The sequence below is a fragment of the Pantoea phytostimulans genome, from assembly GCF_046118715.1.
GTDB classification, from domain to species: Bacteria; Pseudomonadota; Gammaproteobacteria; order Enterobacterales; family Enterobacteriaceae; genus Pantoea; species Pantoea phytostimulans.
This window is the reverse complement of record NZ_CP173698.1, coordinates 3,435,010-3,461,872: the sequence shown is the minus strand read 5'-3', so window position 1 is coordinate 3,461,872 and position 26,863 is coordinate 3,435,010. Positions and strand designations below refer to the sequence as shown.

Below are 26,863 nucleotides of genomic sequence, written 5' to 3'. Positions count from 1 at the left end.
AAATTTATCCCTTAATTAGCAGAAAATTAGCGCAGAATTAGCATCTGCGCTTTTCGGGCCTTAAACCTGACCTAAAACGTGCTGCGGCCACCTGTCTACCGCGTGAAGGTTAACGGATATAATTCTGCGCTAACTATCCAGCGCTAAACTGCTGCCAGCGCTACACTGCCAGCAACTTTTTAGAGGACATCATCCATGCGTGTGTTGTTAGTCGAAGATGATGAAATGATTGGCGCAAATTTACAGCAGGCGCTGGAAGCAGCGGGCTGGTCAGTTGACTGGGTTCGTGACGGCGTTTTTGCCCATAATGCCTGGGCTGAGGGCGGCTACAGCTGCGTATTGCTCGATCTCGGTTTACCACGTGATGACGGTTTGCAGGTGTTACGCCGGGCGCGCAGCCGTGGCGATGCGACGCCAGTGCTGATTCTCACCGCACGCGATACCGTGGCGCAGCGCGTACAAGGGCTGGACACCGGCGCAGATGATTACCTGCTTAAACCTTTTGATCTGCAAGAAGTGCTGGCAAGAATGCGTGCCATTACCCGACGTCGTCACGGCGCGGCAGATTCGGTGTTAGGCAGCGGCGATGTGCAGCTAGACATGTTGACGCGTGAAGTGATGTACAAAGGCCAGCGCGAGCAGCTTACCGCGCGTGAATATGCGCTTTTGTATGCCTTACTGGAGCGTCCGGGCGCCATTTTGTCTCGTGAGCAGTTGGAAAACCGCATTTACGGCTGGGGCGAAGAGGTCACCAGCAACGCGGTGGATGTGTTGATTCACGGTATGCGCCGCAAATTAGACAACGATGCAATCCGCAATGTGCGCGGGTTAGGCTGGCGAGTACCGGCAATATGAAACCTTTCACTTTTATGCGATCCCTGCGTAATAAATTATTGAGCACGCTGCTGATTATCCATTTATTGATGATTGGCGGCGTGAGCTGGTATTTCTTCAGCTGCTATGGCGACATGATTGGCACTATGAAGGATGATCAGCTCTCTAAAATCGCCGATGCCTGGGCAACCAACAAACAAATTCCTGCGTTAATGCCCCTTATGGTGCCAGCCGACAAGCTGAAAAGCGCGTTTGTGGTTCAGCTCTGGGATGCCGATGGTCAACTGCGCGCCAGCTCCTGGCCAGAGCTGCACGCCCCGCTGCAAGCGAAAAAAGGCTATCACGATGCCGATGTCGGCGGTTGCCATGATTGCGAATGGCGTATTTATACGCGACCCGGCCAACCCGGCAGCGATATCAAAACCATTCAGGTGATGCATAACCTGAGCTATATGAAAGAGTTGATGGTGAAGCGGGCACTCTCAGCGATCGTACCATTGATCCTAATGATGCCGCTTTCGCTGCTGGTGATCTGGTTGGTAGTGCGTAAGATCACCCGCGATCTCCGCGTCGCGTCGCGCCAGATCGCCGCCCAGGAAACACATCATCCCCACAATGTTTCGCCCGATGGCTTACCGGATGAGATCCTGCCGCTGGTTGCGGCTTACAACTCGCTGCTCGATAAACTGCGCGCAGCCTGGTCGGCCCAGCGTCAATTTTTGGAAGATGCTGCTCATGAACTGCGAACGCCTGTCACCGCTGTTACCTTACAGCTAGAAAATTTACGCCAACATATTCAACAGGGTGAAGCCAGCCGCCAGTTTGATCAGCTTGAAGCGGGCGTGACGCGCACACGTCATTTGGTCACACAGTTACTGAATATTTCACGTCAGGAAGATCAAACCGTGGTCGCCAGCATCGAGAATATTGAACTGGACGATCTGCTGAAAGAGAGCATTGAGCAGCTCATGGTTGTGGCAGATAAGCGTGGTATCGACATCGGTTTCAACGGCTCTACCCATTATCGTTTGCAGGCGAGCCGCTCCGAACTACGTAGCCTGTTCGACAACCTGATTGGTAACGCCATGTTACATACGCCAGAAGGCAGTTTGGTGGATGTTTTACTGCATCGCGTTGCGGGACAAACGGTGGTCGATATTGTTGATAACGGGCCGGGTATACCGGAATCGTTTATTGAGCGTGCTTTTGATCGCTTTGCCCGTTCGCCAGATGTGAAAGCTCAAGGCAGCGGTCTGGGTTTATCGATTGTGCGTAGCGTGGCGGAAAAGAACAGCATTCACGTCGCACTTTCCAACTGTTTCAATCCACAAGGCGCCATTTGCGGCTTGCAGGTTCGCGTTACCCTTCCCTGATCTCACCTGTTCAAAACGGAACCTGACAACGTAAACGGTTGCCTGGTTCCGTTCGCTACCCGCTATTAATGTGATCATCATCACATTTCAGCTGAATTATCATGCAACACATTTTGACAAACGTGAGCAAAATCTATTTTCTATCCCCTTGTTGCAGGCACGCTACGCGAGCTTAAAAACGCCTTTGGTTGATTAAAACAATTCACTGCCCATCAAGGGATCGATTTCACTCTGATCGCGCCAGTCGTGCAGCGGTCAAAAGCATGTGGTTAATGATAATGAAATTTAAAACGTTGGTAGCAGGTGCCTTGCTGGCATGTTCCATGAGCGGCGCTGCGCAAGCGGCTGAAAGCGATCCGCAGTATGTTTCTGACTGGTGGCACCAGAGCGTCAACGTGGTGGGCAGCTACCACACGCGTTTCGGACCCCAGTTCAACAACGATGTTTATCTGGAATATGAAGCTTTCGCCAAGAAAGATTGGTTCGATTTTTATGGCTACCTCGACCTGACAAATTTCTTCGGCGTGGGCAACAGCAATGCCAACGGCATTTTTGACCACGGCTCACCGATGTTCATGGAGATCGAACCGCGCTTCTCTATCGACAAACTGACCGGCACCAGCCTGGCGTTTGGTCCATTCAAAGAGTGGTATTTCGCCAATAACTACATCTACGACATGGGTCATAACAGCGATAATCGCCAAAATACCTGGTACATGGGTTTAGGAACCGACATCGATACGCACAGCGATGTTGGCCTTTCATTGAACGTTTATGCGAAATACCAGTGGGAAAACTACGGCGCGGCGAACGAAAATAGCTGGGATGGCTATCGCTTCAAAGTGAAATACTTTGTACCGATCACCACGCTGTGGGGGGGTAATCTGGGTTACGTGGGCTTCACTAACTTCGATTGGGGTTCAGACCTGGCTGAAAAAGGCGGCTCTTCACGTACCAGTAACTCTATCGCCTCTAGCCACATCCTCTCTTTGGGTTACGATCACTGGCATTTCTCTGCCGTGGCGCGTTATTTCCACAATGGCGGACAGTGGGCTGATGGCCGTGAGCTGAACTTTGGTAACGGTGATTTTGAAGTGAAATCTACCGGTTGGGGTTATTACCTGGTTGCAGGTTATAACTTCTAATGCCACAGGCGGCATTCGCCGCCTGCCTCGCTCTTCCCCACTTGGGGAAGAGCGCTTTGCCTTTATTCATGCGGCTTCAAAACATTGATGCGCCATGGAATTCCGAACTTATCGATGAACATACCAAACCCTTTGGCCCAGAATGTTTCCTGCCAAGGCGTTGTGATTTTCCCCCCGGCTGATAACTTTTCAAACCAGGCTTCACCTTGCGCCGTATCGGTTGTCGCCAGGCTGACCGCGTAACCTGCGTGCTCAGAAGCGGGCGGCTGATTAGGGTTGCCGTCACTTAACATCAGCTCCCCTTGCCCGATACGCAAATGCGCATGCATGATTTTTTCAGGGGGTAGCGGCGGCGCTGATTTATCGCCGACCTGCTCGCCCTGCTCCGGCATATCGCCAAAAGTCACCTTATAGAGCAGCTCGCCACCCGTCGCATTCAAGTAAAACTCGATCGCTTCTTCACAACGGCCGTAGAGAAACAGGTAAGGACTCACTTGCATCGTAACCTCCATTGGTGGGTTGGATGGATTTATTCACCACACTCCAAAGTGTAGACGATGAGAGCCGGTCACTTGTCACTGCTGGCAATTTCTACGGAATAACTGCGCCATGTAGCTGCTCATCGGCGTTAGCGCAGCGTCTTTTCCACCAACAAGTTAGAGACGAAATCGCTCTACGCCACCAGGCGGGTGCAGGCCATAAAGGTTTCGCAGGTAACGACAATTTTCGGTGCCATGCCGCGCTCGTCAAACGGATCATGCAGCAAGCGATAATAGCTGCCGTTGGGTGTTGGCATAGTCCAGTTACATTGCTGCAACGCTGCAACGCTGCCAGCGAGCGCGCTTTCTCGAGCGGATGCCCTTTCCGCACGACCACTTTTATCAGCTGGATTGCACTGCTTCTGGTCTGGTACGCGTTAGGTTTACCGATTGGTCCAGGCGTCTATCCACAACTGCATTAATCCCGATTCGCCATGGACGGCGAAAACTGCAACGTACGTTGCTAAATACTCACCAACTTGCCTCTCGGCAACGATCCTCGAATTTATTATCCTGCTATCTCTTCGCTTGCTAACGGTTAATTATTTTTAAATCTAATCAAGACCGCTAGCGAGATTTGCAAACACTGCCACACCGAGGTTTACGTAAAAATGACAACAGCCTGCCCAACAGGGATGGCGCCGACGCACGCTTCGTCGGCACCCAACAACAGCTTAGCGGGACGCATTGATGCGCTGCCTTCCTCCGCCGGTTTGTGGCGTTTCATTTCTTTGCTGGCGCTAGGCGGCTTCTTCGAACTCTACGACCTGTTTGAAACCGGCTACATCAGTTCTGGCTTGCTGGCCACCGGCGTTTTTCATACGGGCAGCGCAGGCGTGTTTGGCTTTTCCGATCAGGCCGCTTTTGCTTCTGCAACGTTTCTGGGTCTGTTTTTTGGCGCAAGCCTGCTGGCGCCCTACGCCGATCGCTTTGGTCGCCGCCTGACGTTTATGTGCGCACTCATGTGGTATGGCCTGTTTTCGCTGCTGATGGCTTTTCAGCAAAGCGCCGAAATGATCATCCTGTTCCGCTTTTTAGTCGGTATTGGTTTGGGCATTGAGCTTGTCACCATCGATACCTACTTGTCGGAATGGGTGCCTACGCATCTGCGTAGCCGCGCCTTCGCGTTTTCATTTTTCATTCAGTTTCTCTCAGTGCCTGCGGTGGCTTTGATGTCGTGGTGGCTGGTGCCGCAAACCATCCTCAGCCTGGAAGGCTGGCGCTGGGTGGTGATTGCAGGCGCGCTCTGTTCACTGGTGATTTGGTTTATTCGCAAAAACCTGCCGGAATCGGCACGCTGGCTGGCGCAACAAGGCCGTCATCAAGAGGCGCATCAGGTGCTCTCGGCAATGGAAAAGCGTTGTGGCATGACGCCGGGCGCAGATTTCCCACCCGATGATGCCGCGGCACAACTGCCGAAAAAAGGGCGTTTCAGCGAGATTTGGGCCCCCGCTTATCGCAAGCGCACCCTGATGCTGGTGGTGATGAATTTCTTCCAGGCAATTGGTTTCTTCGGCTTCGGTAACTGGCTGCCCGCGCTGCTGTCGGGCAAAGGCACCACGGTCACACACAGTTTGCTTTATGCCTTTTTTATCACGCTGGCCTACCCGCTCGGTTCATTGATTTGCAGCCGTTACGCCGATAAGTTTGAAAATAAATGGCAGATTGTGATGTCGTCGCTGATGACGGTAATATTCGGCACGCTGTTCGCCTTCCAGACCAATCCGGTGCTGCTGATTATTTGCGGCTTTTTGATCACCTATTCCAACGCCTGGCTGACATTTAGCTATCACGCTTATCAAACTGAGATCTTCCCGACGCATATTCGCGCCCGTGCGGTTGGCTTTTGCTACTCGTTCAGCCGCTTATCGACAGTGTTCAGCAGCATTTTGATTGGCTTGATTTTGCAGTACGCCGGCACGCAAGGCGTGATCGCCTTTATTGTGCTGAGTATGCTGATGGTGATGTTGTCGGTGGGAATTTATGGCCCGAAAACGCGCGGCATTGATTTAGAGAATATTTAACCTCTGCGCTTGTTTTTCTTAAGTGCGAGGTCGTTTGTCCCCCACCTCGGTCCTCTTGAGTGCGAGGTCGTTTGCCCCCCATCTCGGTCCTCTTGAGTGCGAGGTCGTTTGCCCCCCCACCTCGGTCCTCCCCCATACATGGGGGAGGAAGATGCTGCAATATGCGAGTAGTAAAGCTGCATGGGGCAGCGTCTCCTTCCCCCGCTTCGCGGGGGAAGGCCGGGATGGGGGACAGCGTACTCCGTCTAAAATGCGTACGCCGCCAAAAATCACTTGCCTTCCAGCACCTTGATATCTGCGCTACCAGTGCGATCCTTCACATCTTTACGCTGTTCGGCAACGTCTTTGGCGCTGACCTGTTTGTCGGACTTATTTCCCCAGCTGGTGCGGATAAAGTTCACCACATCCGCGACCTGCTGATCATTCATACGCCAGCCAAATGCAGGCATGGTGATGGTTGATGGCGCACCTTTCACACCCGGCAATTCGCCGCCCACCAGCACGATATGAATCAGCGAGGTTGGATCGTCAGCCAACACCACCGGATTGCCGCGCAACGCAGGATAAAAACGTTGATAACCGCTGCCATCGGTTTTATGACACGCTGCACAACTGTCGACATACAGCGAGGCACCCGCCTGATGATCATCCCCTTTCCACAGCGCTTTCGCCGTTGCCTCATCAACGCTGAACACCGTTTGATGCGGATCTTTCGCACCCAATGATTTCAGATAACGCGCAATCGCCGTGATGTCGTTGTCGCTCAAGTGCTGCAAGCTATGCTCAACCACTTCGGTCATGCCGCCAAAGGCTGCGGTGTGATCGTTACGACCGTAACGCAGGAACTGGCTCAAATCGTCTTCACTCCAGCGGCCTAAACCATCGCGGTTGTCGCCGCGCAGGTTGCTGGCGGTCCAGCCGTCAACCGGTGCGCTGCTGCCAGACAAATAATCATTCCCTTCGTTATTGGTCAGGGCTTTCTCTTGCATAGTGATGCTACGTGGCGTGTGGCATGCGCCGCAGTGGCCTAAGCCTTCAACCAGATAACGTCCTCGTGCCAGCGTGGGATCTTCCTGCTCAGCCGGCTTGAAAGCCTTCACTTCCGGTGCAAACACAGTACGCCAAATCGCCAGCGGCCAACGCATCGAAAGCGGCCAGGGAATATCGCTGTCTTGATTAGCTTGATTAACTGGCGCAACGCCATGCATGAAGTAGGCATACAACGCCTTCATGTCGTCATCATTGACCACTGCATAAGAGGGAAATGGCATCGCCGGATAGAGCGTATCGCCATTTTTCGCCACGCCGTGACGCACCGCTTTTTGGAAGTCGTCGTAGCTGTAATCACCGATCCCAGTCGATTTATCCGGCGTGATATTGGTCGAATAAATAGTGCCGATCGGAGTGACCATCGGTAAGCCACCCGCAAAGGCTTTTCCGTCTTTGCTGGTGTGACACGCCACGCAGTCACCGGCACGCGCCAGATACTCGCCGCGCTTTACCAAATCGCTGTTGCTGTCGTCCGCCAGTGCAGAGAACGTCAACGTGCCCAGAATCAGGGCCAAAATGCCTTTTTTCATCGCCATGTTCCTTATGCCTGCACCAGTGGACCTGGATTTTTCAGGTACTGCTCGCGGATGGCTTTCGCGGACCAATACGTCAGCGCCGCCACCATGCCTGTTGGGTTGTAACCCAGCCCTTGCGGGAAGGCTGACGCGCCAGGTACAAACACATTCGGCACATCCCAGCTTTGCAGATAGCGGTTAACCGCGCTGGTGTTGGGATCTTCACCCATGATCGCCCCGCCATTCATGTGCGTGGTTTGATAAACGGTGGAATCGAAATGGCTGTCAGCGGTTTTCGCGGCGCCCATGATCAGTTTAGGGTTCATCGCTTCCGCAATTTTGTGCATTTTGCTGACCATGAACTGCGCCATCTTGATGTCGTTTTCCTGCCAGTCAAAGGTCATGCGCAGCAGCGGCTGGCCGTGGGCATCTTTGTAGTTAGGATCGAGATCAAGGTAATTGGCACGATAAGATTGGTGCGCGCCGTGGGCATCCATCGATACGTGATGGGTGTAAGTGTCCGCGACGGCGGCTTTCCACTTACTGCCCCAGTTTGGCGTGCCGGTCGGCGTCGGCAGACCCGAAATCGGTTTGGTACCCGCCTGGTTAACCCAGAACGGCGAACCACCGACAAAGCCGTGCGGGCCGTGATCAAAGTTGTCGGCATTAAAGTCATCCACACCTACGCCTGCGCCACCCGCACCAATAAACGGATTGGTGGTGGTGTTTTTGTCGAACAGCGCTTTAAGCGTGGAGATGTTTTGGTACGCGAAGTTGCGACCAACGGTGCCTTCATTGGTAATCGGGTTATAGGGCTTGCCAATGCCCGACAGCAGCATCAGATGCACGTTGTGGAACTGGAACGCAGAAAGAATCACCAAATCCGCCAGCTGCTCAACTTCACGGCCTTGACCATCAACGTACGTCACGCCGGTGGCGCGCTTTTTGTCATCGGTCAGATTAACGCGCAGCACGTAAGCGTTGTTGCGTAATTCAAACTTCGGCTCCTGACGCAGCGCGGGCAGGATGTTGACGTTTGGCGATGCCTTGGAATACATGTAGCACGCATAACCACTGCAGTAGCCGCAGAAATTACACGGGCCCATTTGCGCGCCGTAGGTGTTGGTATAGGGGCCAGAGGTGTTCGCTGAAGGCAAGTCATAAGGATGATAGCCAACCGATTCTGCCGCCTGGGAAAAGAGCTGCGCCGAGTAGGTGCGCTTTTGCGCTGGCAGTGGAAACTTATCTGAGCGATCGGGTGCAAACGGGTTGCCACCGATCTCTTTGCCCACCACTTTACCGTTGATGCTCCAAGGCGTACCGGAGGTGCCAAACACTTTCTCAGCCTTGTCAAAAAAGGGTTCCAGCTCGTCGTAGTTCACGCCGAAATCTTGAATCGTCATGCCTTCAGGAATGAAGTTTTTGCCGTAACGCTCTTCGTAATGACTGCGCATACGCAATTCAGTCGGATCAACACGGAAATGCACGCCAGACCAGTGCAGGCCCGCGCCGCCGGTGCCGGTGCCGGGTAAAAAGGCAGCCAGCTGACGATAAGGCACGGCGGTTTGCGACGCGTTATGGCGAATCGTTACGGTGCTTTTTGACAGATCCTGGAACAGCTTTTTGCGGATGTTATAGGTCAGTTCATCAATGGATTGCGGATACGATCCATCAGGATACGTATCGCGATGCGGACCGCGCTCCAGCGCCAGCACGGTTAACCCGGCTTCGGTCAGCTCTTTCGCCATGATTGCGCCAGCCCAGCCGAACCCAACAATCACCGCGTCTACTTTTTTATTTTCGTTAGCCATGCTTACGTTCTCTCTCCGCGAATCGACACTGACGGGAACGGATATTGTTCGCCGCGCTCTACCCAATCCATAAAGTCGGCGCGAGCGCCTGGGAAGCCAATCAGCTTCCAGCCCACCATGCCTTGATTGCCGCCGTGGATCGGATCGCTGAAGAAGCCTTCGCGGGTGTTTTGAATCAGGAACGCAAAGAAGGTTTTACTTGGCAGTTGTTTGAACTCGGCTTTGCCGCTTTCCATTGCCTGTAACAAGGCGTCTTGCTGGTCGCCAGTCAGCTCAGCGAACACTTTTCCATGCTGCTGTTTGCTATAGTCATCCGCATCGGCGAGGCCCAGCCGATAGATTTGCTGCGGTACCAGCGGCAGCTGATAACCCAGCTCTTTCGGCAAGTCAGGATTGAACGGTCCCTGCATGTACCAGGTTGCACCGGTCGCATAAGGGGTATTCATCTGACGATCGATAAATTCCGGTACGCCCGCTTCCAGTGCGCCGGGACCCCGATCATCGTTGGGGATCAGGCGCGCGACCGCCGCCTTAATAAAAGCGAACTCTTCGGCAGTAAACCAGTTGGGTTGATAATCACGCGCCTGTTGCGGGCCGGTTGAATTTACTTCTGCAGCCTGCGCTGCCATTGGTGTTGTGAATGCACCCATAGTAGCGCCACCCACCGCCATTGCTGGCGCCAGGGTGATGGTCTTCAGCAAAAAATCCCTGCGTGAATGACCCTTTTTTTGTTCTGACATGACATTGCCTCAGTACCGCATACAATGCGGCATGAAAGAGTAATTGATTGCGTTGTAATGGTTTTTATAAGCGGTTTTAGGGTTACAGCTTTATTGTTACCGGTAACAATTGCCGTTAGTGTAACACCGTTAGCCACAAAGATTGAGGGGATGGAAACAAAATCGCACAAATTCATTAACATCCATCGCCACGCATTCATTGTCTGATACATCACATCACTTACAGAGAGCAGCCAAAAACGTTATAACAGTCTGCACACAACAGCGGAGAACCTATGTTTAAGTCCTTTTTCCCCCGGCCAGCGCTGTTTTTTAGCTCAGCAGCGATTTGGAGCTTGCTGGCTATTTTTGCGTGGTTCGGTTTTGCCGATCGTATACCTGCGTTATGGCCAGCTTTTGATGCCGCAATGAAACAGCCTTTACCGACCACGGCAGCACGCTTTATCGCTGCCAGTCAGCTATGGTTTTATGCCTATTACTGGATCATGGTGACCGTTTTCGCGCTGGCCTGGCGGGTGATTGATAATCATCCCTGGCAGCGTTGGTCAGTGTGGGGTTCAGCCCTGATTATCTTTGTGACCTGGTTTGGCGTGCAGGTTGGCGTGGCGATTAACGCCTGGTATGGGCCTTTCTATGACCTGATCCAGAAAGCGCTGACTAAAGCCGGTTCGGTACAAATCAGTGAATTTTATGGTGAAGTCAGAGCATTTTTAGGCATCGCATTGATTGCCGTAGTGATTGGCGTGATGAACTCATTCTTCATTAGTCATTGGGTGTTCCGCTGGCGTACCGCGATGAACAATTACTACATGCACAACTGGCAACGCCTGCGTCATGTCGAAGGCGCCGCTCAGCGTGTACAAGAAGACACCATGCGCTTTGCCACCACGCTGGAAGATTGGGGCGTGAGCTTTATTCAGGCAATTATGACGCTGGTGGCCTTTTTACCGGTGCTGGTCACGCTGTCACATCACGTTAAAGATGTGCCGTTTCTGGGTAACATTCCCTATGCGCTGGTGATCGCCGCGGTGCTGTGGTCAGTGTTTGGTACCGGGCTGTTAGCATTGGTGGGAATTAAACTGCCGGGGCTGGAGTTCCGCAATCAGCGAGTAGAAGCAGCATATCGTAAAGAGCTGGTTTACGGCGAAGATGATGCTTCACGCGCCTCGCCACCCACCGTGCAGGAGCTGTTCAGCCGGGTACGGACTAACTATTTCCGCCTTTACTTTCACTATCTCTATTTCAACATCACCCGCATTCTTTATTTGCAGGTGGATAACGTCTTTGGCTTGTTCCTGCTGTTTCCGTCGATTGTGGCAGGCACCATTACGCTGGGATTGTTAAACCAGATTACCAACGTATTTGATCAGGTGCGTAGCTCGTTCCAGTATCTGATTACGTCGTGGTCAACGCTGGTGGAGTTGATGTCGATCTACAAACGTCTGCGCAGTTTCGAGCAGATTTTGCAGGACATTCCGCATGAAGAGATGATGCGTGAGGCGTCCGAAGAGGTGTAGTTTTGGCTTGGACTGTGGTCTAGTGCGAGGTCGTTTGGCCCCCACCTCGGTCCTCTTGAGTGCGAGGTCGTTTGGCCCCCACCTCAGTCCTCCCCCATACATGGGGGAGGAAGATGCTGCAATATGCGAGTAGTAAAGCTGCATGTGGCAGCGTCTCCTTCCCCCGCTTCGCGGGGGAAGGCCGGGATGGGGGACAGCGCGCAGAGGACAGAGGACGCACGCAGAGATCAGACTTAAAGCGCTATACGCATCACGCTGTCTGGATTTTTCGGTGGCTCTTTACGCGAACCCGGCTGCTTGACGCTAACAAACAGCGCTTTGCCATCGGCTGACAGCGCCAGGCTGTTCGGCAGACCCGGCGTTTTCACCGTACGCTTCACCTTGTAGCTGCTGGCATCAATGATGCTCACTTCGCCCGCTTTACGGTGTGTTACATACAGCTCATCGCGATCGGCATTGAACAGCACCGCCAGCGATTCCGGCACGTCAATCTTATGAATGACTTTTTGATCGCGTAAATCAACGACCAGCACCTGCGACTGTTTTGAATCGCTGAGGAACGCACGCTGACCTTTTGTATCCAGAGCAATATTCAGGAAGAAATGCTCTTTTTCCGCATCAATCTTCTGCTTTTTCTCAATGGCATTGGTACGCGTATTGATAGTGACCAACTCGCCGTCGCTATTGGTGACATAGATTTTTTGCGCGTCAGAATCGACGGCTAAACCGGTGCCCATTTTGCCGGTGTTCGTCACGGTGCTGATCAGTTGCAGCGTTTTACCGTCAACGACCCACACCACGCTTTCAGGGCCTAAACCCGTGACGTAGACGTGATCGGTTTTCGCATCAACGGCCACTTGACGCGGCTGCAGTGGACGCACGCTTTCGCCACGCTTGCGGCTGTCCAGCACCAGCGTGTTCAGCACTTTGCCGCTGCTGGCGTCAACAGAGGTTAACGAGCCATTCACGGTATTGCCGAAGTAAAGAATATTGGTTTGCGGATTAATCGCAGCGCCAAAGGTTTTCAGCTCAGTGTTGATTGATTGCTTCACCGCTAAATCCTGCGGATCAAGACGGAAAACGGTGCCGCCTTTGCCGTCAGCGTTTTGCGCAGTCGCCAGGAATAGTGCGTTATCTTTCTGGCTTACTGCCAGCTCGTAAGCACCTTTACCAATCGGTTGATTCAGATCTTCAGCTTGTGCAGCCAGTAGACCCGAAACAGAAAACAGTGCTGTTGCCAGCAGCAGAGGACGCAGCGCCCATTGCTTAGTCGTTAAAGCTTTCATAACTTCTCCATAGTAAATCCACCGCGAAAAGCAGCGGAAAGAAAGCCCATCATTGCAACCTGATAAATAAAGCAAAAATTCCCGTCATACTTCTCATAGCAGGCACGTTGGCTGCTCTCATTCACGCGAATCACTGATCTCAATATGCTCATCAGGATTTACGGATTTGCCGCCTTCCTACAACGCGAATTATTTAGGGTATAAAAAATGAGAATGAATATTTCTTGAGAATAATAATTATTTCGGTGGGAAAGTGACAGGATTATTATTGCCAGGTACTGGCAGAAACGCCGACAGGACGCCCAAAGGCGTCCTGTCGGCGCAAGAGATAACTTATTTAGTCAATTCAGCGGTCATGTGTACGCCGTTATTGAAGTAAGCTTCAGTCACTTTATAGGAAGCACCAGTTTCCTGAGCCTGTGCAGCGATTTTCGCTTCTGCACCATCCAGCGTAGTGCCGGTAGCGGTCACGGTTTGTGCAAAACCAGCAAAAGGCAGGAGTGAAAGAGTCATTACAGCAGCAAAAGTTTTGATGGTATTCATGGTCAATTCCTTGGTCAATTTTTAAGAAGTTAGGCGTTGTCGCCTTGTTGATAGATATATTAGGTGAGAAGTTGATCAAGAAAAAGCGGAGAGATTTGCTGAACTCATTCAAAATAACTGATTATAAAAAGCACAATTAGCGCAGTAAAGACGCAAAAGGTTAATTCACTATGCCAAATAAAAAAGGCAGCATATATCGCTGCCATAGAAGAAAGTTATCCGTGGTGTCTCACGCGAGTAAAGATGGTGATGGCTGCCAGTAACATCAGCGCGCCGCTGGCGAGGAACACACCGCCTGCGCCTTGTAAATCGAACATCCAGCCGCCAGCCGCAGCACCAAAGGTAATTGCCAGCTGAATGGTTGCCACCAGCAAGCCGCCGCCCGATTCTGCATCATCCGGTACTGCACGAGAAATCCAGGTTGACCAGCCGGTCGGCATCGATCCAAACGCCATGCCCCACAACGCCACGCCTGCGCCGACCATCCAGCTTACATCGCCAAACGTCACTAACAGAAACGCCGTTGCGCTCATTAACAACGCCATGCCGCTTAAGGTTAACGACACGCTGCGCGTCACCAGATAACCCGCCAGCGAAGTACCGAAAAAGTTCGCGACGCCAAAGGCCAACAGCACCAGCGACAGCTGATTCAGATTCAGTAGCGCCACACCCTCAAGGAACGGGCGCAGATAGGTAAAGAAGGCAAAGTGACCGGTGAACATCATGATCACTGCCAGCATTCCCCAGCGCATCACTTTGATTCGCAGCAGATCTAACACGCCGCCGTTGCGCGCTTTGTTCTCTGCAGGCATCGCAGGCAGGGTAAAGAATTGCCACAACAGCGCCACCGCGCCCAACATCGCTGTCAGCAGGAAGATGTTACGCCAGCCGATGAGGCCACCAAGATAGCTGCCTGCCGGCGTGGCGATAATCGTTGCCAGCGAAATCCCGCTGAACACAATCGACAACGCGCGCGGCACCTGATCGCTGGGCACTAGCCGCATAGTAATGGCGGTCGAGAGCGTCCAGAATCCCCCGATCGCCATGCCCAGCAGTACGCGGGCCAGCAGGATCACAGTCAGGTTTTCCGCAAACGCCACCAGCAACGCTGAGGCGATCATTAACAGTGAAAATGTCAGCATGACGACGCGGCGATCAAGGCGGCGCGTGACGCTAGCCGTGATCAAACTGGTAAACAGCGCGACCAACGCGGTAACCGTCACCGTTTGCCCCGCCTGTCCTTCTGAGACGTTTAAACTCGCCGCCATCGGCGTCAACAAGCTGACCGGTAAAAATTCGGCGGTAATTAAGCTAAAAACGCCAAACGCCATAGCAAATACCGCGCCCCACGCGGGACGGGCGGGTGAGGAAACCTCATCAGCCACTTCTGTGCTCAGACTCATGCTGCTTCTCCAGAGGATAAAAAAAGTAAGTGTGAGCATAGAGGGCAGACAAAAGACGATCTATGATGCGTACACCGTGTTTATTGATAATTCGTCTGGAATCGCATGAGCCACTATGAAGATCTGACCAGTGAACTGCTGATGGGAATGCGCCTGTATGGTGTGAATTACCAGCGTATCGAAGTCTCTGCGCCGTTTGGACTGCGCTTTGATAACGCGCCAGGCCGCGCGCAGTTTCACTTTGTCGGGCGCGGTTCGCTGCTGGTGCGCAGCGCTTCCGGCAACATTTTTCAGCTCAACAGCGGCGATGCTCTGCTGGTGCCGCACGGCAAGCCGCACAGTTTGATCTCCAGCGAAGAAGCGTTATGCGAGTCGATTAACAAGCTGGAAAGCAAGCCGATCTGCGACAGCGTTTGTGCGATTGCCGCGCCCGCCGATGCGTGTAAAGACGAACACAGCGTGATTCTGTTTAGCGCCTGTATGGCGTTTGAATTGGGCGGCATGCAGCCGCTGATCAACACCATGCCAGACGTGATGCTGGTCAGCACCCTATTGTCACAATACCCTGAAATCAGCCCAATTTTGGCGGCGATGGAGCGAGAATCACGTACTCGACAGGCGGGTTTCGCCGGTATTTTGTCGCGCCTTGCCGATGTGGTCGCCGCCCTGATTGTGCGTGGCTGGGTAGAGAACGGCTGCGGTCAAAGCAGCGGGTTAGTGCAGGCGATGCGCGATCCGCGGTTGAGTCAGGCGATTGCCGCGATGCACCGTGAACCCGGCGAAAACTGGACAGTAGAACGTTTAGCCCGCGAAGCGGGTTGTTCACGTTCGGTGTTTGCGGAGCGCTTTTTGAATGCAACTAACATGACGCCGCTGCGTTATCTGACTGAACTGCGCATGCGGCTGGCGGTACAGCGTATCGTGAATAATGGCGAAGCCGTGGAAGCCGTCGCCTATCATCTTGGCTACGGCTCGCTGGCGGCGTTTAGCCGCGCATTTAAACGCATTGTGGGACAATCGCCCGGCGCACTGCGTGCGGGTCGAGACAGCACGCAGGCGGTGGCTTCTTAGCGGAACACGCTGATCGCTTCGACCAAACGGTTGGCCTGATGCGTCATGCGCCCCGATGCTTCGGCGCTTTCCTGTACGCGAGCAGCGTTCTGATGCGTAATATCATCAAGATCTTCAACCGCCGTGCTGACTTCGCTGAGGGCGATGGATTGTTCGGCGGTTGCCGCACTGATCTGTGCAATCAGCGACGTCACGTTTTGCACCTGCGAGACGATATCCTGCATGGTTCGACCCGCAGCATCCGCATGATCACTCCCCGACTTCACACGGCTGGCGCTGGTTTCCACCAGCGTTTTGATCTCGCTGGCGGCTTTGGCGCTGCGCTGCGCCAGACTGCGGACTTCACCCGCCACCACAGCAAAACCTTTGCCCTGCTCGCCGGCGCGCGCCGCTTCTACAGCTGCGTTCAGTGCCAGGATATTGGTCTGGAAGGCGATGCCATCGATCACGCTGGTAATGTTGGCGATACGCTTAGAACTGTCGGCGATCTCCCCCATCATCCCCATCATCTCTTTCATCACTTCACCGCCTTTGATCGCGGCACCGCTGGTGTTAGCGGAGAGCGAATTCACTTCGCTGGCGGTTTCGGTGTTGCTCTTCACCGTGGCGGTCATTTCGTTCATGGTGGCGGCGGTTTGCTGCACATTGGCCGCAGCCTGTTCAGTACGTCGACTCAGTTCGTTGTTGCTGCGCGCAATCGCATCGCTGGCGCTCAAGACGTTTATCGCCTGGCCGCTAACGTCATCTACCAGCCAGCGGAACATGAGGCCGAGCTGCCCAATAGCGCGCAGCGTCATGCCCACTTCATCAACGCGATCCATCTGTTCAACTTTATGGCTGGATCCGGTTGCCACGCTTAACGCTTGTTTGCACATGCGTTCGATTGGGCGCGAAATTTGTTGTTCCAGCCATGCACTGGCCAGCAATAGCAGCATCGCCATGCCGCCCGCAAAGCAGCTGAGCTGCAGAGATGTCACGCCGAGTAGCCAGACACTGGCGACGGAAAGCGGCAGCAATGCAAATAAGGTGCTGCGGATGCGCCAGCGCAGCGGCAGGGTTTTCAGGATGGAGCTAAAACCACGCCAGCCACTCCGCACGATCAATCCCTTATGAAAACGGCGTCCTTTGGCCTGACCTTCACGAAATTCGCGGTAGAGCTTTTCGGTCTGGCGCACTTCTTCTGTGCTGGGTTTGGTTCGCACAGACATATAGCCTTGCACTTTGCCTTCGCGTACCACAGGAATGGCGTTGGCGCGCACCCAATAGTGGTCACCGTTTTTACGACGGTTTTTTACCAGCGCGGTCCAGGGTTCCCCCTGTTTCAGCGTTGCCCACATATCAGCAAACGCCTCAGACGGCATATCCGGGTGGCGCACCATGTTGTGCGGCTGACCGTCCACTTCTTCTGGCGAGAATCCACTGGCCTCGATAAACGCGTCGTTGGCGTAGGTGATGTGGCTATTGAGATCGGTGGTCGACATCAATGTCGCATGATCATCAAACACATACTCACGCTGAGATACGGGTTGGTTATTACGCATGGGAAATTCCTTGAGGCAAGCCGGCCAGGTAAAAAGAAAACGATTACGAATTGTTATCTTTTCGGCAAGTCGCCGCAGACTCTTTAGCGTTTCTGATTAATTTTCCCCATGAAAAAAGCCGCTTTGAGGCGGCTTTCACATTTTTTAGGCGCTTGAATCGATTAGAAGGGTTTGAGAGTAAATGAAATCCTTCTTTAAAACGTAGCCAACGCATCTGCAGCCGCGAGAATGACAGAACTGCACGGCTCTACCCGAATAATTCGCGTTGCAGGAAGGCGGCAAGCTGATTCATCGCCGAGAGCTTACTGAAGTAAGCGACGGGTGTGAAACTGCGTAGCCAACGCATCTGCAACGCGAAGAATGAAGGGTAGATTAGAATTGCCAGCGCACGCCAACGTTATACCGCCACCCTTTGGCGCCGTTGCTATCAATCTCTTTGCGGTAATCCGCTTCTGCATACAACGACAGATCTTTTTTCACTGTTGCGGTTCCGCCTGCGCCTAACTCCCACATTTGCCCGACGTGGCCGCTATCGAAACTCCCGCTGAATGAGGGATTATCGACGGCTGAAACCGTGCTTTTTACCGTGCCGCCCCAGCCTTTGTAGTAGTTCGCGCGCAGATAAGGTGTGTATTGGCGATGACTCTCGTCCGTCCAGGTGCGATCCAGGCGTGCACCGAGACGACCCAGAATCTGGTTATCATTGTCGTAACGCACCTTGTTGCCATCTGCGTCAACAAAATCACTCATGTTGAGCTTCATGTACATCAGCTGTGCCTGCGGCTCTAACTCGATATCGTGTGCCAGCTCAAAGGGATAACCGCTCTCTAATGACGCGGTCCAGCCATTCGCTTTTAACGTCGCCACATCTTTCTTACTTGCGACATCGGTTTCACCGCGATGGCGATCAAACGACAACACGCCATCAAGATAGAACCCATTTTGGCGCTGCCAGGTGCCGTAAAAGGCCAGGCTGTCGCTGTCAAAACTGGTGCTGCTGTAACCGTCTGCAGCGTCAGGCCGAATACGCGTGTTACCGCGCGTGTAGGCTAAGCCGCCGCGCAGGCTATCTTTTTCACCATCAAGGCGCAGCAGATTACCGCCCACCTGAACCGCGCTGTAATCGAGGTCAAAATCGTAGCCGTAATCGCGGAAACGCTGGTCACTTTTGTATTTCAGGTTAGAACCGATGTAGCGCAAAAACATCTCGCCGCCATCACCTTCTGAGCGCGTTTGCTCGTGGCGTAGTTCACCCAAACGCTTATGCAGATCGTCAATAATCGCGGCGGTGTAATAAGCCAATCCAACGGGTGCGGAGATATAGGATGGCACCTGCGGCACGACCGCTGGGCGTGATTCCGCTCGGCTACTGCTGATATTTTGGTTAGTTGTGGTATCAAACGGCGTGGTCACTAATGTTGAACAGCTGCTTTCTCCCTCGCAGACGTAGTAATTTGCCAGACGATAATCCCAGTAATTATTGCCCGTTCCACTGACCAGGCGCTGATTCGGATCGCTGCTGCCTGGTGCAAAGCTGTAGAGACGATATTGCCACGGCCCTGCCGCAATGTACCCGCCCGCCAGCGCCAGGCTGTTGCCGCTGGCATTGCCTGCGACCTGCGCCAATGAAATCCCTTCACCGGCATCAATGCCGCCGTTACGGTTGAGATCGGTCAGCATACCGGTGCTTGCCGCATCGAGCTGTACATCCATTAGCGTGGTGCCGCTGGCGTTCCCCTCAACATTGAGATGGTCAGTGAACTGATTGCTCAGCGCCCCGCCTTGGTTGAGACGGGTGAGCAGATTGAGCTGTCCGCCGTTGGAGGCCAGAGAACCCTCGATATCCAACGTATTTCCCGGTGAACCGCCGCCGTTGGTTAAATCGATAACGCCTGCGTTATTCACCACCAGCGAGTTATCACTGCCGCCCGCCAGTGTCGGATGCACATTGTTGCCTGCATACAGTATGGAATCGCTACCGATGTTGATGGTGCTGTGCGCCAGTTGCAGGTTATCGGTCAGAGTCCATTGCGAGCCATAGAAGTTTAGGGTGCTCCAGCTGCTGCCAAGGTTTACCCCTTTGCTGAGATCGTCGGCGCTGAATGAGCCGCCTCGTGCAGCGATATTATTAAAGGTCAGCGTATTGCCGGTGCCGTTTCCGCTGGTGAGATGGTAAGTCGTGCTGAGATCAACACCGCTGACTTCAGCCAGATTGTTGTTATCGCCGCCCATCGTCAGGCTGCCGTTGAGCGTACCGCCGGTCCAGCGGAACGTATCGCTGCCGCCGCCAGGATTGATGTCGCCGATTACGCCGCCTTCGGTCAACAGGATCTCATCGTTGGCGTTGCTGCCCGCCACCGCGACGGTAGAAGGGTTGGCGGTAATGATCGTGCCAAGGTTTTCAAACAGAGTTTGTCCACCGCGCAAATCAACCACCGGTGAAGTCAGGCTATTTGATGTAAAAGTGCCGGTGTTCAGGATACTGCCTGCGGTGCTGGAAACCAGAGCTGAGCCGCCGGCGGTATCATTGATATTAACGTTGGCTGCGGTCATCACTCTGCCCGTGGTATTGGCGCGAATCCCAGTGCCGCCCGCGCCGTTGACGTTAAAGACGTAACCCGAACCCAACGTGAGATCGCCCTGCGTGGTTGAGCCGTCGGCATTGACGATATTTAAACCGGTCCCGCTGCCGTTGACGTTGGTGGTCACGGTTGAAGCGGGATCGAACGGCACGGCGGTTCGTATGCCGTTGCCATCACCTACGTTCACGGTGAGATTACTCAGACTCACGTTACCCAGCTCCGCACGGTTTTCGATGCCGTTGCCGGAGCCGTTAACATTGATGGTGGCGTCGCTGGCGCTGAGTGAAGACGCGCCGCTGTCCAGCAAAATGCCGTGCGCATTGCCATTCGTGGTAATCGCCGTGTCGCTGCCGGTTAAAGCCAGCTGTGCGCCATCACTAATGCGTACCCCCGCCACACCGTTGGCGACAGTGATCACTCCCCCTTTCGCCAGCGTCGATCCCGATCCGCTGACATCCAGCCCGGTTCCGTTTGCCACATTGACCACACCGTTATTGCTGATGGTGCTGCCGCTGCGCGAACGAATGCCGATATTGCTGCTGCCGGTAAGATCAACGTTGCCGTTGTTAACCAGCTCTGCGCCGTTGGTGACGTCGATACCTACCGCATTGCTGCCTGTGCCGTTAACTGAACCGTTGGTCGTGATGAGCGTCGGTGCGGAATCGCCGTTTAACGTGTTGCTGAGATCGGTACGCAGATTGTTAACCAGTACGCCGACGCTGCTGTCGCCGCTTAGCGTGATGGCGCTGCCCGCGTCGAGCGTGGCCTGTGCACCGCCTTCCGCGCGTATTGCGGTGCTGCCATTACCGCTGGCGTTGAACTGGCTGCTGCCGCTGTTCAGTGTGCTGTCGCTGCCAGAAACGATCACGCCGGTGCTGTTGGCGGCGCTGCTGGTTAATGCGCTGCCGTTGCTCAGTGCCAGCGTCGCACCATCATCAATACGATAACCGGTTGAGCCGCTGCTATTGACGTCAAGCACGGTTGCGGCGCTGTTGATGAGAGAACCTGAGCCGGCTGCGTGATAGGCAATTTGCTCGCTGTTGTTAAACACCGGCGTGGAGGCTGATGAGACGTTAACCCGCGCACCACTTACTGCTTCTGCGCCTATCGCGCCAACGCCGTTGAGGTTTACCGCGCCGCTATTGAGATTAGCCACTGCAGCGCTGCCACTGGCACTCACGCCTCGAGTACGGCTGCGGGTGCTGCCACCGTTGACGTTAATCACGCCGCTGTTATTGGCGGTCGTGGTGGTGCCGCTGCTGTTCACCGCGATGCCCGTGCCGCCATCATTGATAGCGATATTGCCGCTGTTGGTGCCGGTTGCGCCGCTTTCAACGCGGATGCCGGTCGAGTTTGCCCCGCTGAAGTTGATATCCCCCGTGTTGGTTAACTGTGCGCGGTTACGGGCCAGATAGCCGGTTAGGCCATTTTGTGAAGCGTTCAGGGTTGCCGCTGAATTCAGGCTGGTGCTGGCGACTGGTGATCCACTGTTGCTGCCCGCGAGTGTGTGTTTTTGCCCATCAACAATCGCGCCAATCGCATTGCTGCCTGTCAGATTCATTCGGGTAGCGGCATCTATTGTGCCCAGTGCACCGCCTTCAATGGTGACGCCGTTCGCGCCGGTGCCGCTGACGTTGATCACCGCATTTTGGGTATTCACGCGGGTGCCGCCGGTTCCACTGCCCATCACAGCGGTTGAACCTGCGCCTGATGCGGTAAGCAACAGATTGCTGCCGTCGAAATCGGCGCCCTGCTCAACGCGGAACAGCGTGGAGTTTTGCGTGGTGACATCAAACGGATTATTGCCCGCCACGTTGATGCGTGCGTTGGGTCCGTAAGCAAAAAAGGCAATTTGATTGCTGCCGTTGGAGAAAGTCGGCACCGCTTGCTGCGCAACTTGTACCGTGGCGTTGCCGCGGGCATGCACCCCAATTGCGCCAATGCCGCTGAGGTTGATCGGGCCATCAACGGTTGACTGCGCCGTGCCAGTGCCTTGCCCTTCTACCCATACGCCGTAATTGCGTGTTCCGCTGGCAGGATCGGCGCCGCCCGCCACGTTAATGGTTCCGGTAGAGCTGGCGCTGGCGGTGTTGCCGTTGGTTGCCAACACTTTCAGGCCGGTGCCGTTAACACCATTCAGGTTGATGGTGCCATCGTTAACAATATTGCCACTGCTGTTGATAGCCGCTATGCCGATGTTTTCACGCGGAACCGTTGCTGCTGCGCCGTTCACGTTAATCGTGCCGGTATTCATCAAGGTGGCGTTGTTGGCATTGGTTGCAGACATGCCCGCGCCGTTCTGTACCCGTGAACCGAGAGTGATATTGCCTGCGTTAATCGCGGTGCCGTTCGCCACCAGCGCGATACCGCTGGTCAGGCCGCTCTGGTTCATTGCGGTGTCGGCCACCGCTTCACCGGTGCTGTTTTGTGGCCCACGACCAATATAGATATTACCGCTAGCGGTATTGGTAAACGTGGCGCTGGGATCGGTCAGTAACACGCCAGACGTGGTACCGCGCGCGCTGGAACCGTTAACGCCAACATTAATATTGCCGCTGTTATTGGCCGTGGCGTTATCTGCCAGCGTGATGCCCGCTACGCCATATTGAGAATTGCTGCCGGTGGTCGCCAGATTAAGTATTCCATTGTTATCAAAAGTGCTGCCGCTCTGCACCGCTACCCCGTTTGCGCCATAACCGGTCGAGCCAATACCGGTGCCATCTTGCCGATTGAGAAAACCGCCGTTAATAACACCATTATTGGTGCCTTTGCTGTTATCGGTTAACACCAGCGCCGTACCGTTGTTAGTCACGGCTCCCCGGCTGGCGAGTTTGCCATCGATCACCGCTTCTGCGCCGTTGGCCGCTCTTATTGCTCCACCTGTTGCGCCCACCACTTCCAGCGTTTTTCCTGCCGCCAGATTTACTCGCGCGTTAGCCCCATCAGCATTGATCACAATGCGTTGCCCAATACTCTGCGTAACTTCATCCGGTGGCGTGGCGCTGACGTTGTAAACGATATTGGCGTTAGTGAATGTCACCGCCTTGTTGAATTCAGCCTGATAGCGTGTTTTATCAAGGTTGCCCGCTTTCAGCTGGTCAATCAGCCAGTTGTTGTAGACCTGCAATTGGCTGGCATTGGTGACGGTGAAGCTGGCGCTGCTGCCATTCAGAGTGGTAACACTGAATGCGCCGTTGTATGTGGCTAAATTCTGTACCTGATAGCTGCTGGTCGCACTCGCGCCATTCGGCGTGGCGGCGCTACCAAAAAAGCTGATGCGGTTATTACTGTTCCAGTTCACCGTGCTGTTGGCACCCACATCAAACAGTTGTGTCTGTTTAGCTGCCATCGACCAGCTATTCGTGCCAGCGCTGCTGGCAGCATTCGCCTGGCCGATATTCACGTTCAGCGTACCGCCAGTCACATCCGCGATGCGTGCATTGATATATTGCTCGCCCAGGACATTTTGTACGTCGGGAACAGGGGTGGTGCCGGTAACTGGCGCTAAAGCCGTTAGGCTGGCAGGGTTATAGACCTGAAAAGTCGTATTTGAACCGGTGGCCGCATCGGGGATCGTAATCGCGAAATTTTGCGGGCCGGGATCAAGACGATCTTGATTGAGATATTGCGATCCCTGTGTGATGACAACCTGCCCTAGCGTGGTAGTAACGGCACCGTCTGTTCCCGCCGTGAAAGCTTGATTGCCGCTCAGCGTTTCTGTGCCGCTGTTCACCACCAGCTTGCCAACCTGATTATCATTTACCTGCGGCGTATAAGCGCCCAGCGTAGCCGCCTGAACAGACACAACTGGCGTAAACAGCAGTTGTGCTGCCATCATCCCTAAAGCAATCGGGTTTAATTTCAACCTCATTTTTATCTCCAAAAAAGGCGTGCAGGAATCACCTTGCCAGGCAAGGTTTAAAAAGGGTGAACATGATAAAATTGCAGGAATTAACGCTTCCCAGATTGCTGGAAAAAACTCGGTATCAGTTACAATTTATTATTTCATGCAGCCGCGCATTACTGGACAAAATGAAGCATTCAAGGCTGAAAATATTATGAATTGATATATAGACGTAATTGCTACGTATTACAAAAGCGTAGCGGCAGAATATTCAGAGATTAGTTGTGAAGTAACCAGAAAAAAAGTGTTGAATCAAAACAGCCTATAACCCCTCTCTTTATATTGACATTAAACTTTAGCGCTTATAATACCTTAATGTTTTTTTTACAGCTTACTTACGATTGACCCTGATTTGCCGCTGCGCTTCCTGGTAAATTTATTTTAACCAGACGGCGTAAGTGGGACTTGGATCACTTTCCGCCGTCTGGGTTACAGCATGACTTGGCCCGGTTAGCTGAGATCAACATCACGTGTGCCAAACCACCAGGTCAGTAAAAATCCGCCGATCCAGGCCACGATTAAACCCACCAAATACACCGCCATGCCCGCAAAAATACCCTGACTGGAGGTCATTAACGGCAAAGTGACTAAACCTGAAGGCCCAAATACCGTGTTCATCCCCACCGGTAAGCCCAGCCATGCCACCAAACCAATGAAAAAACCGCCCAATGCTCCGCCTCCACATGCGGTGATAAAGGGTTTCAAACGTGGCAGAGTTACCCCATAAATTAGCGGTTCGCCAACACCTAACAGACCCGGCACAATTGCCCCTTTGATTTGAGCCCGCAGCAGTGCGCCCTTTTCCGCTTTACACCAGAGTGCCAGCGAAGCGCCAACCTGGCCTGCGCCCGCCATCGCTAATATAGGGAACAGCGAATTGAAGCCTTGCGTTTCCATCAGGGCAAAATAGACCGGAATAAAGCCCTGATGAATACCGAACATTACCGCAATCAAAAATAGCCCAGCGAGCAGCGCACAACCGAACGGATTGTTATTTAAATGGATGAATAACCACGACATCCCTTTAAATAATTCACCCCCGATCGGCATAATTAACAGATAGGTGATGGCGCCGGTAATGATCAAGGTGAAAAGTGATGTGAGAATCATATCCAGATTATCGGGAATGATTTTTCGCAACTGTTTTTCAACCCACGCACCGAATATTGTCGCCAGTAAAACGCCAATAATATTGCCGCGGGGATCAATGCTCAGCCCATAGAATGTTTCCATTCCACTGAAATAACCCACCTTGGCGTCAGGGTGATAACCCAGAATAAACAGCGAGGCGATAATCGCACCATTGACGCCCGTGCCGCCGAAAGCCTTCTGCGCGTTGTACCCAATCAGGATGCTAAGAAAAGTAAACAGCCCTTTGCCGAACACTTTCATGTACGCCACGGTATGCAGCAACCCAGGGGCATGATCGCCAGGCGCGGTAAGATGAAAGCTTTGCTCAATCAGCGTGGCGAAACCCAATAATAAGCCTGCACCGATAAACCCTGGAATCAACGGCGTAAAGATAGTGGCGAAACGTGATAAAAACTGGTGCAACCCGCTGGTTTGTTTCGTCTTGTATTGCTGTTTATGCTGCGCTGCCACGGCTTTTAGATCGGATCCAGCGTCACTGTTTATCAACAGTGCTTGCATCATTTCAGCCGCGGTCTGCGCTTTCCCCGGACCCAGGACAATCTGCAGCTGCGCATCGCTGTCAATCACACCCAGCACGCCCGGCAGCGTTTTTAATTTACCGATGTCGACCAGTTCGGCATGGTTGAGTGTCAAACGCAGACGCGTCATGCAGTTGCCGCACACCACGACGTTTTCTGCACCGCCCACGGCCTGCAAGATGTCACGTAACAGCGCATCGGTGATTTTCGCCATCAGCGTGCTCCTGCGTCATACAGCGCCTGGCGAATAAAGCCCTGATGTTTAGCGAGCAAGGACTTTGCCTCATCAGCGTTTAATCCACCCAACACCATCACAATGGCGGTTTTACAATGGCCCGCACACGCCTTCAGCGCTGCGCTGGCGGTGGCTTCATCGCAATCGGTCGCCTGCATCACGATATTGACCTGACGCTGTACCAGCTTCTGGTTAGTCGCTTCAACATCGACCATCAAGTTGCCATACACTTTGCCGCTGCGGATCATCGCGCCCGTGGTGAGCATATTCAGCACTAACTTTTGCGCTGTACCTGCTTTCATTCGTGACGATCCCGTGACCACTTCCGGCCCCACCACCGGCGTTAAGGCGATGCGGGCAATCTGCGCCATTGCGCTGTTGGGATTACAGGTGAGCGCAGCGGTGGTCGCGCCCAAACCGTTGGCATAGTCAAGCGCGCCGATCACGTAAGGCGTGCGCCCGCTGGCGGCGATGCCGACTAAGACATCGTCACGGCTGAAGTTGATATCGACTAAATCCTGTGCGCCCTGCTCACGATTATCTTCTGCGTTTTCAACCGCCTGTAAAATTGCAGTGTGCCCACCCGCAATTAACCCCATAACCTGGCTGCGCGGCGTGCCGAAGGTAGGGGGACATTCGCTGGCATCCAATATGCCTAAACGTCCAGAGGTGCCCGCGCCACAATAGATCAAGCGCCCGCCCGCCTTAAACGCCGCGCAAATTGCATCAACCACCTCGGCAATTTGCGGCACAATCGCTTCAACCGCCAGCGCGACTTTTTTGTCTTCGTCATTAATGACACGCAGCATCGCTTCAGTAGAGAGTTCATCAATATTTTGACTGGCTGGATTACGGCCTTCGGTAATCATCTGGCTAAGATCGAGGTTCATGACAGGCTCCGTTTAGGAATAATTTATTCGCTTAATGTTTTATCATAACGAATGATTAATTCATCGAGTGAGATCAATTTTTTATTGATGCTGTGGCAAGGGTAAAAAAAGGTGGTGAAGTCTGGGGTGCGGCAACCTTTAGATCGGCCCGCCGTAACGGGGAAGGTTTTTACTGTGCAGTTTCGAAGTG

Annotated in this window: 17 protein-coding genes and 1 pseudogene; 6 read left to right on the top strand and 12 right to left on the bottom strand. The window is 53.6% G+C overall.

The annotated features are described in order from the left end of the window. Positions 1-195: 195 nt before the first annotated feature. The 3 genes from ACF2G4_RS16145 (at position 196) to ACF2G4_RS16135 (ending at position 3,352) form a co-directional block, all read left to right on the top strand. Positions 196-855 carry a response regulator gene (locus ACF2G4_RS16145; protein ID WP_215847860.1) on the top strand — a complete coding sequence of 220 codons (660 nt, stop codon included), beginning with the start codon at positions 196-198 and terminating at the stop codon, positions 853-855. Further along, the gene (locus tag ACF2G4_RS16140) at positions 852-2,207 is read left to right on the top strand and encodes a HAMP domain-containing sensor histidine kinase (protein WP_243078764.1); all 1,356 of its coding nucleotides are present in this window, start codon (positions 852-854) and stop codon (positions 2,205-2,207) included. Before ACF2G4_RS16145 ends, ACF2G4_RS16140 begins: the two co-directional genes overlap by 4 nt. Before the next feature lie 278 nt (positions 2,208-2,485). Next, positions 2,486-3,352, top strand: coding sequence for a nucleoside-specific channel-forming protein Tsx (locus ACF2G4_RS16135; RefSeq protein WP_409075144.1), 867 nt, complete (start codon positions 2,486-2,488; stop codon positions 3,350-3,352). A 62-nt stretch (positions 3,353-3,414) separates the two neighbouring features. Here ACF2G4_RS16135 and yjdN read toward each other — a convergent pair whose 3' ends face one another. Both yjdN and ACF2G4_RS16125 read right to left on the bottom strand, forming a co-directional pair. Further along, positions 3,415-3,852, bottom strand: a complete 438-nt coding sequence (gene yjdN / locus ACF2G4_RS16130) for a VOC family metalloprotein YjdN (RefSeq protein WP_243078766.1) — start codon at positions 3,850-3,852, stop codon at positions 3,415-3,417. 75 nt (positions 3,853-3,927) lie between these two features. Beyond that, positions 3,928-4,231, bottom strand: a pseudogene (locus tag ACF2G4_RS16125) (LysR substrate-binding domain-containing protein); the annotation flags it as partial. 271 nt (positions 4,232-4,502) lie between these two features. Here ACF2G4_RS16125 and ACF2G4_RS16120 point away from each other — a divergent pair. After that, positions 4,503-5,915, top strand: coding sequence for an MFS transporter (locus ACF2G4_RS16120; protein ID WP_243078770.1), 1,413 nt, complete (start codon positions 4,503-4,505; stop codon positions 5,913-5,915). 269 nt (positions 5,916-6,184) lie between these two features. Here the strand turns inward: ACF2G4_RS16120 and ACF2G4_RS16115 are convergent, their stop codons facing one another. The 3 genes from ACF2G4_RS16115 to ACF2G4_RS16105 are packed head-to-tail and all read right to left on the bottom strand — an operon-like array spanning position 6,185 to position 10,031. After that, complete coding sequence (locus ACF2G4_RS16115; protein WP_332626546.1) at positions 6,185-7,495, bottom strand: cytochrome c; 1,311 nt, start codon at positions 7,493-7,495, stop codon at positions 6,185-6,187. An 11-nt stretch (positions 7,496-7,506) separates the two neighbouring features. After that, positions 7,507-9,291, bottom strand: coding sequence for a GMC family oxidoreductase (locus tag ACF2G4_RS16110; protein WP_215847865.1), 1,785 nt, complete (start codon positions 9,289-9,291; stop codon positions 7,507-7,509). A 2-nt stretch (positions 9,292-9,293) separates the two neighbouring features. Further along, entirely contained in the window at positions 9,294-10,031 is a 738-nt protein-coding gene (locus tag ACF2G4_RS16105; protein WP_243078772.1) for a gluconate 2-dehydrogenase subunit 3 family protein, read from the bottom strand. A gap of 275 nt (positions 10,032-10,306) precedes the next feature. On the opposite strand from ACF2G4_RS16105, the gene sbmA reads away from it, so the two are divergent. Continuing rightward, on the top strand, positions 10,307-11,548 hold the full coding sequence (gene sbmA, locus ACF2G4_RS16100; protein ID WP_243078773.1) for a peptide antibiotic transporter SbmA: 1,242 nt from the start codon (positions 10,307-10,309) through the stop codon (positions 11,546-11,548). 233 nt (positions 11,549-11,781) lie between these two features. On the opposite strand, the gene ACF2G4_RS16095 is transcribed toward sbmA, so the two are convergent. The 3 genes from ACF2G4_RS16095 to ACF2G4_RS16085 all read right to left on the bottom strand — a co-directional run bounded on the left by ACF2G4_RS16095 (position 11,782) and on the right by ACF2G4_RS16085 (position 14,780). Continuing rightward, positions 11,782-12,834: a YncE family protein gene (locus ACF2G4_RS16095; RefSeq protein WP_409075143.1), complete on the bottom strand. Its 1,053-nt coding sequence runs from the start codon at positions 12,832-12,834 to the stop codon at positions 11,782-11,784. Positions 12,835-13,167: 333 nt separating this feature from the next. Then, positions 13,168-13,377 (bottom strand): DUF1471 domain-containing protein, encoded by a 210-nt coding sequence (locus tag ACF2G4_RS16090; RefSeq protein ID WP_215847867.1) that lies wholly within the window; start codon positions 13,375-13,377, stop codon positions 13,168-13,170. Between the two features lie 215 nt (positions 13,378-13,592). Beyond that, entirely contained in the window at positions 13,593-14,780 is a 1,188-nt protein-coding gene (locus ACF2G4_RS16085; protein WP_215847868.1) for an MFS transporter, read from the bottom strand. A gap of 105 nt (positions 14,781-14,885) precedes the next feature. Between ACF2G4_RS16085 and ACF2G4_RS16080 the strand changes: the two genes are divergently transcribed. Further along, complete coding sequence (locus ACF2G4_RS16080; RefSeq protein ID WP_215847869.1) at positions 14,886-15,851, top strand: AraC family transcriptional regulator; 966 nt, start codon at positions 14,886-14,888, stop codon at positions 15,849-15,851. On the opposite strand, the gene ACF2G4_RS16075 is transcribed toward ACF2G4_RS16080, so the two are convergent. The 4 genes from ACF2G4_RS16075 to murQ all read right to left on the bottom strand — a co-directional run bounded on the left by ACF2G4_RS16075 (position 15,848) and on the right by murQ (position 26,673). Then, positions 15,848-17,392, bottom strand: a complete 1,545-nt coding sequence (locus tag ACF2G4_RS16075) for a PAS domain-containing methyl-accepting chemotaxis protein (protein ID WP_215847870.1) — start codon at positions 17,390-17,392, stop codon at positions 15,848-15,850. The genes ACF2G4_RS16080 and ACF2G4_RS16075 overlap by 4 nt on opposite strands. 372 nt (positions 17,393-17,764) lie before the next feature. Continuing rightward, complete coding sequence (locus ACF2G4_RS16070) at positions 17,765-23,845, bottom strand: autotransporter outer membrane beta-barrel domain-containing protein (protein WP_409075142.1); 6,081 nt, start codon at positions 23,843-23,845, stop codon at positions 17,765-17,767. A 483-nt stretch (positions 23,846-24,328) separates the two neighbouring features. Beyond that, entirely contained in the window at positions 24,329-25,762 is a 1,434-nt protein-coding gene (gene murP, locus ACF2G4_RS16065) for a PTS N-acetylmuramic acid transporter subunit IIBC (RefSeq protein ID WP_409075141.1), read from the bottom strand. Then, complete coding sequence (gene murQ / locus ACF2G4_RS16060; RefSeq protein WP_409075140.1) at positions 25,762-26,673, bottom strand: N-acetylmuramic acid 6-phosphate etherase; 912 nt, start codon at positions 26,671-26,673, stop codon at positions 25,762-25,764. Before murQ ends, murP begins: the two co-directional genes overlap by 1 nt. Positions 26,674-26,863 lie beyond the last annotated feature (190 nt).

Bases quoted from the DNA above. Each gene is read 5' to 3' on its own strand.
- yjdN (WP_243078766.1), bottom strand. From the start codon at position 3,852: ATGCAAGTGAGTCCTTACCTGTTTCTCTACGGCCGTTGTGAAGAAGCG.
- ACF2G4_RS16085 (WP_215847868.1), bottom strand. From the start codon at position 14,780: ATGAGTCTGAGCACAGAAGTGGCTGATGAGGTTTCCTCACCCGCCCGT.
- ACF2G4_RS16120 (WP_243078770.1), top strand. From the start codon at position 4,503: ATGACAACAGCCTGCCCAACAGGGATGGCGCCGACGCACGCTTCGTCG.
- ACF2G4_RS16115 (WP_332626546.1), bottom strand. From the start codon at position 7,495: ATGAAAAAAGGCATTTTGGCCCTGATTCTGGGCACGTTGACGTTCTCT.
- ACF2G4_RS16105 (WP_243078772.1), bottom strand. From the start codon at position 10,031: ATGTCAGAACAAAAAAAGGGTCATTCACGCAGGGATTTTTTGCTGAAG.
- ACF2G4_RS16145 (WP_215847860.1), top strand. From the start codon at position 196: ATGCGTGTGTTGTTAGTCGAAGATGATGAAATGATTGGCGCAAATTTA.
- ACF2G4_RS16090 (WP_215847867.1), bottom strand. From the start codon at position 13,377: ATGAATACCATCAAAACTTTTGCTGCTGTAATGACTCTTTCACTCCTG.
- murP (WP_409075141.1), bottom strand. From the start codon at position 25,762: ATGGCGAAAATCACCGATGCGCTGTTACGTGACATCTTGCAGGCCGTG.
- ACF2G4_RS16110 (WP_215847865.1), bottom strand. From the start codon at position 9,291: ATGGCTAACGAAAATAAAAAAGTAGACGCGGTGATTGTTGGGTTCGGC.
- ACF2G4_RS16095 (WP_409075143.1), bottom strand. From the start codon at position 12,834: ATGAAAGCTTTAACGACTAAGCAATGGGCGCTGCGTCCTCTGCTGCTG.
- ACF2G4_RS16080 (WP_215847869.1), top strand. From the start codon at position 14,886: ATGAGCCACTATGAAGATCTGACCAGTGAACTGCTGATGGGAATGCGC.
- ACF2G4_RS16140 (WP_243078764.1), top strand. From the start codon at position 852: ATGAAACCTTTCACTTTTATGCGATCCCTGCGTAATAAATTATTGAGC.
- ACF2G4_RS16135 (WP_409075144.1), top strand. From the start codon at position 2,486: ATGAAATTTAAAACGTTGGTAGCAGGTGCCTTGCTGGCATGTTCCATG.
- ACF2G4_RS16075 (WP_215847870.1), bottom strand. From the start codon at position 17,392: ATGCGTAATAACCAACCCGTATCTCAGCGTGAGTATGTGTTTGATGAT.
- sbmA (WP_243078773.1), top strand. From the start codon at position 10,307: ATGTTTAAGTCCTTTTTCCCCCGGCCAGCGCTGTTTTTTAGCTCAGCA.
- murQ (WP_409075140.1), bottom strand. From the start codon at position 26,673: ATGAACCTCGATCTTAGCCAGATGATTACCGAAGGCCGTAATCCAGCC.
- ACF2G4_RS16070 (WP_409075142.1), bottom strand. From the start codon at position 23,845: ATGAGGTTGAAATTAAACCCGATTGCTTTAGGGATGATGGCAGCACAA.